A 14,055-nucleotide genomic window follows, 5' to 3' on the forward strand; every position below is an offset into this window, starting at 1 on the left:
GGCGAGCCACCGCAGCTTCGTCGCGGTCAGCGACGCCACCGGGACGGTGCCGGTTGTCTCGGCCCACCACTGTGCGCCCTTCTCCCGGACAAGCGCCGCCGCTGCTCCCGCCGAGCGCGTGTCATTCCAGAGCAGCGCCGGCCGGATAATCTCACCATTGGCATCCAGGCACACCATGCCGTGCTGCTGGCCGGCGACTGAGACGGCCGCGACGTCGTCGAATCCGCCCGCCGCCGTGATGGCTTCCTGCAGGGCGGTCCACCAGGCATCGGGATGCACTTCCGTTCCGTGCGGGTGCTGCGCTGAGCCGGAGCGCACCAGTTCGCCGGATTCCGCGTCCCGGATGACCACTTTGCACGACTGTGTGGAGCTGTCTACTCCGGCTACCAGGGCCATGACTGTTCCTTCACTGCATTTTCACCCTCGGAAGGGGAAAGTTTTGTCGCCTAGTTGCTGCTAAAACTGCTCGAAAACGTCAACTAGGCGACAAAAACTTCAGGTGGTGGGGTGGAACTTAGGAGCGCGATCCGAGCAGGTGTTCCATGGCCAGCTGGTTCAACCGGATGAAAGCGAAGGACCGCTCGGAGGCCTTCTCGGCGTCGAAATCCTCAAACGCAGTCCGGTCCGCGAGAAGATCAGCGGTGGTTTCCCCCGCTGCCAGAGTGGTTTCACCGAGTTCGACGACGCCGGATGCCTTCAGCGCCTCCTGCACCTCCGGATCGGCACGGAAAGCGAGAGCGCGTTCCTTGAGCAGTAGGTACATGGACATGTTGGCGCGGGCTGAGTTCCAGACGCCGTCGTAACCGTCGGTGCGGGACGGCTTGTAGTCGAAGTGGCGCGGGCCCTCATAGCGTGGACCGCCGTTGGGGAAGCCGTTCTCCAGGAGGTCGACCGTGAAGAAGGCGCTGGAAAGGTCACCGTGCCCAAACACGAGGTCCTGATCGTACTTGATTCCCTTCTGGCCGTTGAGGTCAATGTGGAAGAGCTTGCCGGCCCAGAGCGCCTGCGCAATGCCGTGGGTGAAGTTCAGGCCCGCCATCTGCTCGTGACCGGTCTCAGGGTTCACACCCACAATGTCGCCGTGCTCGAGTTCGGCGATGAAAGCCAGGGCATGGCCCACCGTCGGCAGGAAGATGTCCCCGCGGGGTTCGTTCGGCTTCGGCTCAAGGGCAAGGCGGAGGCCGTAGCCCTTCTCCTTGATGTAGCCGGCGACAGTGTCCACGCCTTCCTTCATTCGGTTCAGGGCGGCCGCCAGATCCTTGGAGCCGTCATACTCCGCACCTTCACGGCCTCCCCACATCACGAACGTCTCGGCGCCGAGCTCAGCCGCGAGGTCGATGTTGGTCAGTACCTTCCGCAGGGCGAACCGGCGGATAGAGCGGTCATTGCTGGTGAAGCCGCCATCCTTGAACACCGGGTGGCTGAACAGGTTGGTGGTCACCATCGGAACCTTCAGACCGGTCTCAGCCAATGCGTCGCGGAAGCTGCCGAGAATGCTTTCGCGCTGCTGGTCCGTGGAACCGAACGGGACAAGGTCATTGTCATGGAAGGTGACGCCGTAGGCGCCGAGTTCGGCGAGACGGTGGACCGCCTCAACGGGATCGAGCGCTGCGCGCGTGTCGGTGCCGAAGGGGTCGGTCCCGGTCCATCCGACGGTCCAGAGGCCGAAGGTGAAGCGATCTGCCGGTGTGGGCTGAGGTGACATGGATGTACTCCGCACTGAGTTGAGCTGAATGAAGCGATAAGTTCGTGACTAAAACATATAGCCGCACTCTCCATCCGTCAACACCTTTCGGCCCAGATTTCGACCGGTGAAGTGCTATGTTTACGTCCAGGACAAATAGGGTGAGGGGCTGGGAGTGAACGAGCGTAGCGGCACTGAGGATCTGCGGCGCCGCAACCTCTCCGCCGTACTCACCGCTGCCCACCGGCACGGCCCCCTCACCCGTGCCGCCCTCGTTCAGCGCTGCAACCTCACCCGGTCCACCATTGGCGCCCTCGTTGGCGAACTGGCCGCTCTTGGCCTGGTGTATGAGACGGATGTTGCTGCTGCGAGGGTTGGCCGCCCCAGCCCCATGGTCCACGCCAGTGAACGCGTCGTTGCGCTGGCGGTCAATCCCGACGTCGATGCGGTGACGGTGGGCGTCGTTGGGCTGGGCGGCATAGTCCATCGCCGGATCCGCTACAACACCTCATCCATCCCTTCGCTGGAGGAGGCGGTCAACATCACGCGCGCCGTCGTGGAGGGGCTTTCGGTGGAACTGGCGGGAAGCGAGCATGTGCTCGGTCTGGGCCTTGCCATCCCCGGACTGGTCAACGCGGAAGTAGGCCAGGTGTTGCTCGCGCCGCATCTCGGCTGGAAGGATGTCGACGTCGTCGGGCCCTTCCGCCAAGCGCTGGGCATGCCCGTTGTGGCGGCCAATGATGCGACGCTCGGCACACTCGCCGAGAGTATCTTCGGCGCAGCGGCGGGCTACAGTGACGCGCTCTACCTGAACGGCAGCGCCTCCGGCATCGGTGGCGGCGCGATTGTCGGCGGGCAGCCTTTGGGTGGGGCGTCCGGGTACGCCGGCGAGTTTGGGCACATGGTGACGCGGCCCGGCGGGGAGCAATGCCACTGCGGCCGCCGTGGGTGCCTTGAAACCGAGGTCAACCTCGATCGGCTGCTGAAGGTTGTCAACCTGAACCATGCCCAGGCGGAACAACTCGAGGACGCCCTGCTTGCCACCCAGACATTCCCGGTGCTGCGCGAGATCCGGCGGCAGACAGACCTGTTGGCCATTGCGCTTGGCAACCTCGTGAACGTCTTCAATCCGCAGATAATTGTGCTCGGCGGCTTCCTCGGCGTGTTGCTTGCCGCGGACAGGGAGCGGTTGAGCGCGGCTGTAGCGGCGGGACCGATCAGCGGCCTGGGCACTAAGGTGCGCCTCGAGCGTGCCGCCCTCGGCGCCGAACTGCTCCTCGTGGGAGCCGCAGAGGCAGTGTTCGCCGGGCTCCTCACCGAACCTCGAAGCGTTGCGCCCGGTCAGGAAAGCGGTGCCAGGCCCAGCTGATCCGCCACCACACGTCCCTGATGAATCACCGTACGGTCCCACGGCCGGTCCATGACGGCCGAGGTGACGGTTTCACCCGCAAGGAGCAACAGCTCAGCCGGGTCGCCGACCTGGAGGCCCGGCCGGTCGCTGACGCTGGTCAACCTTTCCGACCCAGGATCCATAATTGCCGCACCGCCGATACTGGCGACGGCAAAGCAGTGCTCAATGAGCTCGTCCGCCCGGTATCCGTTGGTGAACGCGAGCTGCCAGGTGCGCTCAAGCATGTCCCCATTGCCATAGGGGGACCAGTAATCGCGCTGACCGTCCTCGCCGAGCCCAACACGGACGCCGGCTTCAGTGAGCTGCCGCAGCGGCAACGGGTCCCGAACTGACGGCGCTACCGTCGCCATGGCAATGTCCGCCTCCGCGAACTCGTCGATCAGCCGGCGGGTGGTGCTTTCCGACACGCTGCCGAGTGAGTACCCGTGGGAAATGGTGACCCTGCCCTGCATCCCGGCGGCCCGGGTCCGCTCGAGGATGAGGTCCGCGCTGTAGACGCCGAGCTCGCCCGGCTCATGGAGATGAATGTCGATCGGCACTTGGTACTTTTCGGCCAGCCCGAAAACGATGTCGAGATGGCGCACGGGATCCCTGTCCAGCTGGCACGGGTCGATCCCGCCGATCACGTCCGCGCCCTGTTTCAGGGATTCCTCAATCAGCGGCACCACGCCCTCTTCAAGCAGGAGGCCAGCCTGTGGGAACGCGATGATCTCCACGTCAGCGCATGCACGGTGCGTCTCCCGGGCGGCGACCACCGCGTCGAAACGTTCGAGCCGGCAGTCGGCGTCGATCTGCGCGTAGCTGCGTACCCGGGTGGTGCCGTGCTCAATCATGGTGGCAAGCGTGAAAGCGGTCCGGTCCGCGATGGGTGCTTCGGCCGTGCGCCAATTCTCGCGATCATTCAGCATCATTCCCCACACACCCGGGCGGCCGGTATGCGGCCGGAACGGCAGCCCGAGCCGTGTCGAGTCAAGGTGGACATGGACATCGGAGAAGGATGGAAGCAGCAGGCGCCCCCTGCCATCGACGACGTCGGCGCGTGTCTCGCCGCCCGCAGCAGCACCCTCCGGTGCCGTTGAGGAAGGCCGGATGGCGGCAATGCGCCCGTCCTGCAGTTCCACGTCCGACAGTTCGCCGCCCCACGGGCGTACCTGGTGCAGAATCATTGGGAGCCTCCTCGCTCACGCGCCAAGGTTGCCGGCGGCAACCAGCCCAGTCTAGCGACGGTTGCCAACGCTCACGGAGCGGGAGTGGGCGGAATCTTCGAAGCAGGCGGGCGCCGTCGTCGTACGCCGACCGTCACTCCAATCGATGCAGCGGTGACCAGCACCAGCGCAATGATTTCCCGGGCGCCCAGCGCCTGGCTGAGCACCAGCAGTCCCGCGAGCGCGGCCATCGCCGGCCCCAGGGCGGACAGCACGCCGAACACCCGCGTGGACAGCCGCTGCAGTGCGAGCATCTCCAGTGCATAGGGGAACGCGCTGGAGAGCAGGGCGACACCAACGAACACCGGCAGCACCAGCGGTGACACGAGAGCGCCCGCGGCGGCGGACGGCGCACCGAACGGCAGGACGATCACCGCTCCGATCGCCATGGACACAGCCAGGCCCTCGACGCCGGGAACCAGCCGCCCCACGCGTGCGCTGGCGAGAATGTAGAGGGCCCAGAACGCGCCCGCGCCGAGCGCAAAGAGGATGCCGGCGAGCGGCAGGACGCTGCCGTCGTCGAACCCCAAAAGAACGACGCCGGCAAACGCCAGCAGTGCCCACGCCGCGTCAGTGAGGCGCCGGGTCTGCACCAGTGCCAGCAGGAGCGGGCCGGTGAACTCGAGCGTCACGGCAACGCCAATCGGGATGACGCCGATGGCGAGGTAGATGAGGCTGTTCATCCCTGCCAGCGCGACGCCCAGCACGGCTGCGGCTGCCCACTGCTCGCGCTTCCACCCGCGCACCTTCGGGCGCACAACAGCCAGCAGGATCAACGCCCCGAACAGCAACCGGAGGAACACTGCGCCGGTGGGGCCCACGGCGTCGAACTGCGTCCTGGCCAGGGCTGCACCGAACTGGACGGACAGCACCGCCATGATCATCAGCGCGGGAGCAGGGATGGAGGAGGTGCGCATACCTACATTCTGTCCGGATCGCGGCCCCGAGCATCACCAACTCGCGTCGATGTACTTCGTTGTCAGCTTTCTGACCGTTGCATCGCCGCACTCCTTGACCTGCGGAAGTGCTTCGGCCACGGCACCCAAGTGTCCGCGTTTCAGGCTCGATTCAAGTTCCGCCGCGAGTTTCGCGAGCCGGGCGGCGCCGATCATGGCCGAGCCAATCCGCACGCTGAGCAGTGCGTCGAGGGATGCGGCTTCATCATGTCGTTGCACGGCCTCCGCGAGGCGAAGGTACCGTTCGTCCCAGAAGGCAACGAAGTCGCGCACAAAGGAATGCGCAGGACCGGGATCCTCGAACTCATCCTCCAGCCTGTGCAGAACCTTCCGGTCCACAAGCGGAGCGCGTTTGTTCTTCGACATGCGGCTCAGCGTAGGAGAGGAAGCATGGGAAAACATCGGTATGACGACGGCGGCGCAACAGTGCCGACGATGCTGGGCTTTTCAAACCGGACCCCTTCCTCTACAGTAATTGGACATAAACGAATGTAATTCGTTTTAGCACGGCGCCACCCGTGTAGAGAGGACATCATGAGGATTATCGAAAGCGACGTCGTCGTCGTTGGTGCAGGACCGTCAGGACTGACTGCAGCGAGGGAGCTGCGGAAGGCCGGCCACTCCGTTACCGTTCTTGAGGCGCGGGACCGCGTGGGCGGCCGGACCCATACCGATGTGATCGACGGCGCTGTCCTGGAACTCGGCGGACAGTGGGTGTCGCCGGATCAGGAGGCGCTGATCGGCCTACTCAAGGAGCTCGGACTGGAAACCTACTCGCGCTACCGCGAGGGTGAGTCCGTCTACATCGGAGCGGACGGCAAGGCCGTCCGGTACACCGGCGAGATGTTCCCCGTGAGCCGCCGGACGAGCGCGGAGATGACACGGCTTATCGACGAGCTGGACCGCCTGGCTGCCCAGATGGATCCCAAGGCTCCGTGGGAGCACCCGCAGGCCAGGGAGCTGGATACCGTTTCCTTCCATTCCTGGCTCCGGCAGCAGTCGGATGACGAGGAAGCCTGCAACAACATCGGCCTCTTCATCGCGGGCGGCATGCTCACCAAGCCGGCTCACGCTTTCTCAACGCTGCAGGCCGTGCTGATGGCCGCGTCCGCCGGCTCGTTCTCGAACCTGGTGGACGAGGACTTCATCCTCGACAAGCGTGTTGTCGGCGGAATGCAGTCGGTGTCAGAGCGCATCGCAGCGGAGTTGGGGGACTGCGTCGTCCTGAACAGTCCCGTCCGCACCCTCCGCTGGTCGGAAAGCCAGGACGGAACCACCACGGTGACCGCCATCTCGGAAAGCGTCACTGTCAACGCGCGGTACGCCGTCATGGCCGTTCCGCCGAACCTGTACTCGCGGGTCTCCTACGAACCCCCGTTGCCGCGCAGGCAGCACCAGATGCACCAGCACCAGTCACTGGGCCTGGTCATCAAGGTGCACGCCGTCTATGAGACGCCGTTCTGGCGCGAGGACGGGCTGTCCGGCACCGGCTTCAGTGCAGGGTCGATTGTGCAGGAGGTTTACGACAACACCAACCACGAAGACTCCCGCGGAACCCTCGTTGCCTTCATTTCCGATGAGAAGGCCGACGCCATGTTTGAGCTCTCCGTCGAGGACCGGCGCCGGCAGATCCTCGAGTCCATCGCCGGGTTCCTGGGACCGAAAGCCCTGGAGCCCGAGGCGTACTACGAGTCGGACTGGGGCTCCGAGGAATGGACCCGGGGCGCGTACGCAGCCAGCTATGACCTCGGCGGCCTGCACCGCTACGCCAAGCACCAGCTGACCCCGGTGGGCCCCATCTACTGGTCCAGCTCCGACCTCGCGGCCGAGGGCTACCAGCACGTCGACGGCGCCGTTCGCATGGGTCAGCTGACCGCCCGAAACATTACGACGGCGCTCCAGAAGCAGCGCGCTCTCATCGGATGAACGCTTCACTGACCGCCGCCACCGTCATGCCCGCCGAGTGGGAGCGGCATGAGCGCACCTGGATGGCCTTCCCGCCCTCCAATGACACATTCGGCGCACCTGGTAGCGAGAGCCTCGGCCGGGCACGCGAGGCCTGGTCCCGCGTGGCCCGGACCATCGCCCGCTGCGAACCCGTGACCGTCCTCGCGGATCCGGCCGACGCCGCGACCGCCCGCACACTGCTGGGAGCCGACATTGCGGTGCAGGAGACCGAGCTCGACGACGCGTGGCTCCGCGATTCCGGGCCTACGTTCGTCCATGCATCGGACGGTTCCACGCACGCCGTGAACTGGATCTTCAACGGTTGGGGCGCCCAGCACTGGGCGGCGTGGGAGAAAGACCAGCGCGTCGGCCGTGCGGTGGCCGCGCACGCGGGTACCCCGGTTGGGGACAGCACGCTTGTGAATGAGGGCGGCGGCTTCCACGTCGACGGCCGTGGAACGGTCCTGCTCACCGAGACGGTCCAGCTCGATCCCGGACGCAACCCGGGCGCCACCAAGGAATCCGTCGAAGCAGAGCTTCACGCCCGTCTGGGCACCCGGCACGCCGTCTGGCTGCCGCGCGGGCTCAGCCGCGATTATGAGGAGTTCGGCACCCGCGGTCACGTGGACATCGTTGCCGCGTTCACGCCGTCGGGCGCTGTTCTCCTCCACAGGCAGGACAACCCCGAACACCCCGACTACGAGGTGAGCCGCTTCCTGCGGTCCGAACTGGAGAGAGCGGTCGACGCCGATAGTCACCCTCTGGAGATCATCGACGTGCCGGCGCCCACGGTCCTCACCGACGACGACGGCTTTGTGGACTACTCCTACATCAACCACTACGTGGCGAACGGCGCAGTGATCCTGTGCGCCTTCGATGACGAGAACGACGCCGTTGCCGCCGACGTCCTCGGCCGCGCCTACCCGGGACGAATAGTTGAACTCGTCGACGCCCGCGACATTTTCTCCTTCGGCGGCGGCATTCACTGCATCACCCAGCAGCAGCCCGCGGCGCGAGCCACGGCGGGCCGGAGTGAGGGGAACCGCTGATGGGTTTCAATGTCGTCGAAGCCGGTATCGCGGATCTTCGCGCGGCCCTGGAAGCCGGCCAGGTAACCAGCGAGGAGCTCGTCGGGAGCTACCTGAACCGCATTGCGGTCTATGACAAGGCGGGCATCCGGCTCAACTCAGTCGTCGTCATGAACCCGGATGCGCTGGAAGAAGCGCGGGCCTCTGACCGCCGCCGGCAGAAGGGTGAAACTCTCGGTCCGTTGGACGGCATCCCGTACACCGCGAAGGACAGCTACCAGGCTAAGGGGCTCACGGTTGCTGCGGGCTCCCCGGCGTTTCAGGGCCTCATCGCGCAGCAGGACGCGTTCACCATTGAGCGGCTTCGCGGCGCCGGCGCCATCCTCATCGGCCTCACCAACATGCCGCCGATGGCCAACGGCGGAATGCAGCGCGGCGTTTACGGACGGGCTGAAAGCCCCTACAACGCCGACTACCTCACCGCCGCTTTCGCGTCCGGCTCCTCCAACGGATCCGGCACCGCGACGGCCGCCAGCTTCGCCGCCTTCGGGCTGGCTGAGGAAACGTGGTCATCAGGCCGTGCTCCGGCGTCGAACAACGCACTGTGCGCGTACACGCCCTCGCCGGGTGTCATCTCGGTGCGCGGAAACTGGCCGCTCGTGCCCACCATGGACGTTGTGGTTCCCCATACGCGCACCATGGCGGATCTGCTCGAGGTCCTCGACGTCATCGTCGCCGACGATACCGAGACCCGCGGCGACTTCTGGCGCGTCCAGCCCTGGGTGTCCGTTCCGCGCGCCTCGGAGGTGCGTCCGCCGTCGTACCGGTCGTTGGCCGCTGACCGCAGCGCACTGAAGGGGAAGCGCTTCGGTGTGCCCCGCATGTACATCAACAAGGACAACCCCGCCGGCACTGCAGCGGCACCCGGCATCGGCGGCCCCACCGGCCAGCGGATCGAGACGCGGCAGTCGGTCATCGAACTCTGGCAGGCAGCGCGGCGGGATCTGGAGAACGCGGGCGCCGAGGTGGTCGAGGTCAACTTTCCCGTGGTCTCCAACTACGAGGGTGACAGGCCCGGTGCGCCGACCATCAGCACCCGCGGACTCGTCAGCCCCGAATACCTCAAGCACGAGATCGGAGACCTGTCCGCCTGGGCCTGGGAAGACTTCCTGCAGGCGAACACCGATCCGCAGTTGGCGTCACTTGCCGACGTCGACGGCGCCGCGATCTTCCCTGCGCCGGAGGGCGCGCTGCCGGACCGGTATACCGGCTTCGACGACGACATCGCCGAGTACCCGGACGTCATCCGCCGGCACGGCGCGATGTCTCTGACCGACATTCCACACCTGGAGGAAGGGCTTCGCGGTCTGCAGGAGACCCGCCGGCTGGACCTACACGACTGGATGGATGAGAACGGACTGGACGCGGTCATCTTCCCGGCAGCGGCCGACGTCGGACCTGCGGACACAGATACCTCCGTTGCCTCCGCGGACCTCGCCTGGCGCAACGGAGTGTGGGTGTCCAACGGCAACCTGGTGCCGCGCCACCTCGGCATCCCGACGGTCACCGTTCCGATGGGCGTGATGGCCGATCTCGGGATGCCGGTGGGCCTGACTTTCGCGGGAAAGGCGTATTCGGACAACGAGTTGCTGCGGCGTCCTGGGTGGAGCAACTGGCTCACGCCGGGTAGCTCCACCCAGGACGCCGCAGGTCTGACCGGTCGGTCATAAAGTCGATCCATGGAACAACGCATTCTTGGCAAGACCGGCCGCCCGGTATCGACGATCGGACTCGGAACGTGGCAACTCGGAGCCGACTGGGGCCAGGTGGACCAGGAGGACGCGCTCGCCGTGCTGGAAGGAGCGGTCGACTCCGGTGTGACCTTCTTCGACACTGCCGATGTCTATGGCGACGGTCGGAGCGAGCAGACCATCGGCTCGTTCCTCAAGGCCAATCCCGGGCTGGATGTCACTGTGGCAACGAAGATGGGCCGGCGGACGGACCAGCTTCCCGAGAATTACAGCCTGACCAACTTCCGGTCCTGGCTGGACCGCTCGCGGCGTAACCTGCAGCAGGACACCCTCGACCTCGTTCAACTGCATTGCCCGCCGACTGCCGTGTACAGCAACCCGGAAGTGTATGACGCCCTGGATACCCTCGTAAGCGAGGGCGTTATCCGCAACTACGGCGTGAGCGTCGAACGGACAGATGAAGCGCTGGAGGCGATCAAGCGCGGTAACACCGCGACGGTGCAGATCATCCTCAACGCCTTCCGTCTCAAACCGCTGGATGAGGTGCTTCCGGCGGCTGCGGCGGCCGGTGTCGGAATCATCGCCCGCGTTCCGCTGGCCTCGGGGCTGTTGTCCGGAAAGTACACGAAAGACACCGAGTTTCCGGAGGACGATCACCGCAACTACAACCGCACGGGTTCAGCGTTCGACGTCGGTGAGACGTTCTCCGGCGTGGATTTCGAAACTGGGCTGGCGGCAGTTGATGAGTTCAATGCGCTGGTGCCCGACGGCGTGAGCACCGCACAGGCGGCCCTGGCGTGGGTGGTTGCCCAGGAGGGTGTCACCACGGTGATTCCTGGCGCCCGCACCCCGGCACAGGCGCGGGCAAATGCTGAAGCGGGTGCGGAGGGCGGCCTGGGGAATGAGATCAGCGCGGGTGTACTGGACATCTACAACCGGTACTTCAGGGAGGCCGTCCACCCCCGGTGGTAGGAGCGTCAGAGCGACGCGAGCAGCCCCGTCACCCTGTCCAGTGCGCCGGGAACCAGGGAGTAGTAGGCCCAGGTTCCTCGCTTCTCGCGGTTCAGCAGTCCGGCTTCGACGAGGATCTTCAAATGGTGGGAGACAGTCGGCTGACCGAGGTCCAGTGGTTCGGTCAGGTCACACACGCAAGCCTCGCCTGACTCTCCAGCCTTCACAATGGAGAGCAGCCGCAGCCGGTTCGGATCCGCCAGGGCCTTGAACACGAGGGCACGCTGCTGGGCATCCTCGAGGCTGATCCCGGGCTGCTCCGAGGGGAGGCAGCAGGATGCATCAAGCATGGTTTCCGCGGTCTGCAAAGCGTTCATGAATCCATTATGCACCGATGGATTGACATTGATCGATATAGTTGATGGTATTCAATCGATCGTTGTCAATCAATGCGGAGATCCCTGATGACCCCCGAAACCGTCCAAAAGCCGTCCGTCCTGTTCGTGTGCGTTCACAACGCCGGCCGGTCGCAGATGGCAGCAGCCTTCCTCGCTACTCTCTCGAAGGGTGCCATCGAGGTGCGCTCGGCCGGATCGCAGCCGGCTGACAAGATCAACCCGTCCGCGGTCGAGGCCATGGCCGAGGTCGGAATCGACATGAGCAGCGAGATCCCGAAGGTCCTGACCACGGAGGCAGTCAAGGAGTCCGACGTCGTCATCACCATGGGCTGCGGCGATGAGTGCCCCTACTTTCCCGGCAAGCGCTACGAGGACTGGGTGCTTGAGGATCCGGCAGGAAAGGGTGTGGAGTCCGTCCGGCCCATCCGCGACGAAATCAAGGCGCGAATCCAAACACTCATTGAGTCGCTGACTCCCGCATCAAGGTAGCTGTACCGCGACCTGACCGCTTAAGGACACCGGGCCCGACGGCGGAGCCTAGGTTGCGGGCGCGGTCTTCTTCTTGCGCCTCGTGAACTTGGTCAGCGCTTCGACGACGAGGTCGTGATCCGCTTTCTGTGGAAGACCTGAGACAGTAACAACGGCGACCGGCCCGGTGCCCTTCACGTAAATGGGAAACGCTCCGCCGTGTGCTGCAAACGACGACTCATCGAACCAGGCGTTGTCTTCCATCCTGCCGCCGCCGCGCCGACCACGCAGCCCGACCAGCAGCGAGGGCACGCCGTAGCGCTCAGCAGTGAGCGACTTCCGCTCCACCCAGATGTCATTATCCGGAGTAGCTCCGGCCAGCGAGACGTGGAACAGGGTGTGGCTTCCCCGGCGAATGTCCACGGCAACAGGCATTTCCCGCTCGGTGGCCAGTTCGACGATCAGTAGCCCAAGCGTGAGCGCGTCCTCCTGGCTGAACTTTGCCAGCTGGAGTTTGCGGGTTTCCTCCTCAACGCGCTCAATGAGAGCTTCGAGGGCGGAGGGAGACTGCTCTTCGGAGGTGTCCGGGTCGAACTCGGCCGCGGCATTCTGGTTCTCAGTCACGTAGTGCTCTCCTTGGCGTCAGACCTAGAGTACGAGCCTATCGAAGTGGTGCTGCTGCCCAGGAATACCTTTTCGCCCGCGTACGTTGTCCAGCCCTGAGACCGAATACGTCACCACGACCCCCAGGAGTTCTACCCATGCCCATGGCCGTTTCCGCTTACGCCGCTCCCTCAGCTACCGAGGACCTCGTCCCCACCACTATTGAACGCCGGGATGTTGGACCCGACGACGTCCTGATCGACATCAAGTTCGCGGGCATCTGCCACTCGGACATCCACACCGTCAGGGGTGATTGGGGGCCCCAGCAGTTCCCGCTGGCGCCGGGACATGAGATCGCCGGGATCGTCACCGAGGTTGGCGCCAACGTGACCAAGCACGCTGTCGGCGACCGCGTGGGAGTAGGCTGCATGGTCAACTCCTGCGGCGAATGCAAGAACTGCCTGGCCGGCGAGGAGCAGTACTGCCTCAACGGCAACGTGGGCACTTACGGCGGGGTTGACCGCGACGGAACCATCACGCAGGGCGGTTACTCCACCCAGGTTGTGGTGACCGAGGACTTCGTTCTCCGTATTCCCGAGGGCATCGAGCTCGACGCCGCCGCACCCCTTCTCTGTGCAGGCATCACCACGTTCTCGCCGTTGCGGCACTGGGGTGCCGGTCCGGGGAAGAAGGTAGCCGTCGTCGGCCTCGGTGGGCTGGGCCATATGGCCGTCAAGCTGGCCCACGCCATGGGTGCGGAGGTGACGGTTCTGTCCCAGTCGCTGAAAAAGCAGGAGGACGGCCTGCGTCTCGGCGCGGATGCGTACTACGCCACGAGCGACTTGAACACCTTCACGGATCTCGCGGGCTCCTTCGATCTGATCATCAACACGGTCAGCGCGTCACTGGACATCAGTGCCTACCTCGGACTGCTGAGCCTCGACGGCGCGCTGGTCAACGTTGGTGCTCCGGCCGAGCCGCTGCCCGTTCAGGCCTTCGCGCTCATCGGCGGCCGCCGGTCCTTTGCCGGATCGATGATCGGCGGGATCCGTGAGACCCAGGAGATGCTCGACTTCTGCGCTGAGCACAAGCTCGGTGCCGAGATCGAGGTCATTCCGGCCGACAAGATCAATGACGCCTACGAGCGCGTGCTGGCATCCGACGTGCGGTACCGCTTCGTCATCGACACCTCAACGCTGTAGTAGTCCCAGTAACAGCAGGCGGCCTGCCCGAGCATCCATCGCTTGGGCAGGCCGCCTTTTCGTCACCGAACGGATTAGCACGCATTGGATAGGGACAAGCGACCGAATGACCTACGTTTGAGCTACACAACTGATCGCAACTCACTCAATGCAGGAGGAACCCATGCTGTGCCCGGTGGACAAGATTGAACTCGTGATGTCGGAGCGAAGTGGCGTGGAGATTGATTACTGTCCCACCTGTCGCGGAGTTTGGCTGGACCGGGGGGAGCTCGACAAGATCATCGACCGCGCCGGCGCCCTCACCGCGCAGCCTGCCGCCCGCCCGAATCCCCTCAATGTGAGCAAGGCGGAGAACGGTCCGGGGGCACAGCTGGAGCTGGAGGCACTCCAGAGCCTCGTCCGCGGGAAGGAAGCGCTGTGGGAGACCCTCCTGGCGCTGCTGGACGACGGC

General features: G+C 65.1%; 14 protein-coding genes and 1 pseudogene. 8 read left to right on the plus strand and 7 right to left on the minus strand.

The genetic code is table 11. From position 1 onward, the window contains the following. On the minus strand, positions 1–396 hold a 396-nt coding region (locus P4U43_RS15830; RefSeq protein WP_277359606.1), incomplete at its 3' end, for an FGGY family carbohydrate kinase. Positions 397–514: 118 nt separating this feature from the next. Beyond that, entirely contained in the window at positions 515–1,705 is a 1,191-nt protein-coding gene (gene xylA / locus P4U43_RS15835; protein ID WP_277359607.1) for a xylose isomerase, read from the minus strand. A gap of 154 nt (positions 1,706–1,859) precedes the next feature. Between xylA and P4U43_RS15840 the strand changes: the two genes are divergently transcribed. Continuing rightward, positions 1,860–3,053, plus strand: a complete 1,194-nt coding sequence (locus P4U43_RS15840) for an ROK family transcriptional regulator (RefSeq protein ID WP_277359608.1) — start codon at positions 1,860–1,862, stop codon at positions 3,051–3,053. Here P4U43_RS15840 and P4U43_RS15845 read toward each other — a convergent pair. The 3 genes from P4U43_RS15845 to P4U43_RS15855 form a co-directional block, all read right to left on the minus strand. Then, positions 3,026–4,261 carry an amidohydrolase gene (locus tag P4U43_RS15845; RefSeq protein WP_277359609.1) on the minus strand — a complete coding sequence of 412 codons (1,236 nt, stop codon included), beginning with the start codon at positions 4,259–4,261 and terminating at the stop codon, positions 3,026–3,028. The two genes, P4U43_RS15840 and P4U43_RS15845, sit on opposite strands and share 28 nt — an antisense overlap. Before the next feature lie 71 nt (positions 4,262–4,332). Continuing rightward, complete coding sequence (locus tag P4U43_RS15850; protein ID WP_277359610.1) at positions 4,333–5,217, minus strand: EamA family transporter; 885 nt, start codon at positions 5,215–5,217, stop codon at positions 4,333–4,335. Between the two features lie 33 nt (positions 5,218–5,250). Continuing rightward, positions 5,251–5,622 (minus strand): Hpt domain-containing protein, encoded by a 372-nt coding sequence (locus P4U43_RS15855; RefSeq protein ID WP_277359611.1) that lies wholly within the window; start codon positions 5,620–5,622, stop codon positions 5,251–5,253. Positions 5,623–5,790: 168 nt separating this feature from the next. Between P4U43_RS15855 and P4U43_RS15860 the strand changes: the two genes are divergently transcribed. The 4 genes and pseudogenes from P4U43_RS15860 (at position 5,791) to P4U43_RS15875 (ending at position 10,954) form a co-directional block, all read left to right on the plus strand. Continuing rightward, positions 5,791–7,182, plus strand: a complete 1,392-nt coding sequence (locus P4U43_RS15860) for a flavin monoamine oxidase family protein (protein WP_277359612.1) — start codon at positions 5,791–5,793, stop codon at positions 7,180–7,182. Further along, entirely contained in the window at positions 7,179–8,252 is a 1,074-nt protein-coding gene (locus P4U43_RS15865; protein WP_277359613.1) for an agmatine deiminase family protein, read from the plus strand. Before P4U43_RS15860 ends, P4U43_RS15865 begins: the two co-directional genes overlap by 4 nt. Then, positions 8,252–9,947, plus strand: a pseudogene (locus P4U43_RS15870) (amidase). Before P4U43_RS15865 ends, P4U43_RS15870 begins: the two are co-directional and overlap by 1 nt. A gap of 23 nt (positions 9,948–9,970) precedes the next feature. Beyond that, positions 9,971–10,954 carry an aldo/keto reductase gene (locus P4U43_RS15875; RefSeq protein WP_277359614.1) on the plus strand — a complete coding sequence of 328 codons (984 nt, stop codon included), beginning with the start codon at positions 9,971–9,973 and terminating at the stop codon, positions 10,952–10,954. A 5-nt stretch (positions 10,955–10,959) separates the two neighbouring features. Here P4U43_RS15875 and P4U43_RS15880 read toward each other — a convergent pair whose 3' ends face one another. Further along, on the minus strand, positions 10,960–11,310 hold the full coding sequence (locus P4U43_RS15880; protein WP_277359615.1) for an ArsR/SmtB family transcription factor: 351 nt from the start codon (positions 11,308–11,310) through the stop codon (positions 10,960–10,962). Between the two features lie 87 nt (positions 11,311–11,397). Between P4U43_RS15880 and P4U43_RS15885 the strand changes: the two genes are divergently transcribed. Then, positions 11,398–11,820, plus strand: a complete 423-nt coding sequence (locus P4U43_RS15885) for an arsenate reductase ArsC (RefSeq protein WP_277359616.1) — start codon at positions 11,398–11,400, stop codon at positions 11,818–11,820. Positions 11,821–11,868: 48 nt separating this feature from the next. Here P4U43_RS15885 and P4U43_RS15890 read toward each other — a convergent pair whose 3' ends face one another. After that, positions 11,869–12,423, minus strand: coding sequence for a heme-degrading domain-containing protein (locus tag P4U43_RS15890; RefSeq protein ID WP_277359617.1), 555 nt, complete (start codon positions 12,421–12,423; stop codon positions 11,869–11,871). A 137-nt stretch (positions 12,424–12,560) separates the two neighbouring features. Here P4U43_RS15890 and P4U43_RS15895 point away from each other — a divergent pair, with 137 nt between their 5' ends. Together P4U43_RS15895 and P4U43_RS15900 are read left to right on the plus strand one after the other, a co-directional pair. Next, positions 12,561–13,604, plus strand: a complete 1,044-nt coding sequence (locus tag P4U43_RS15895; RefSeq protein ID WP_277359618.1) for an NAD(P)-dependent alcohol dehydrogenase — start codon at positions 12,561–12,563, stop codon at positions 13,602–13,604. A 163-nt stretch (positions 13,605–13,767) separates the two neighbouring features. Then, positions 13,768–14,055 (plus strand): TFIIB-type zinc ribbon-containing protein (locus P4U43_RS15900; protein WP_277359619.1); only part of this gene is annotated, 288 nt, incomplete at its 3' end.

The sequence above is a fragment of the Arthrobacter vasquezii genome (assembly GCF_029455255.1).
Classification (GTDB): Bacteria; Actinomycetota; Actinomycetes; order Actinomycetales; family Micrococcaceae; genus Arthrobacter_D; species Arthrobacter_D parietis.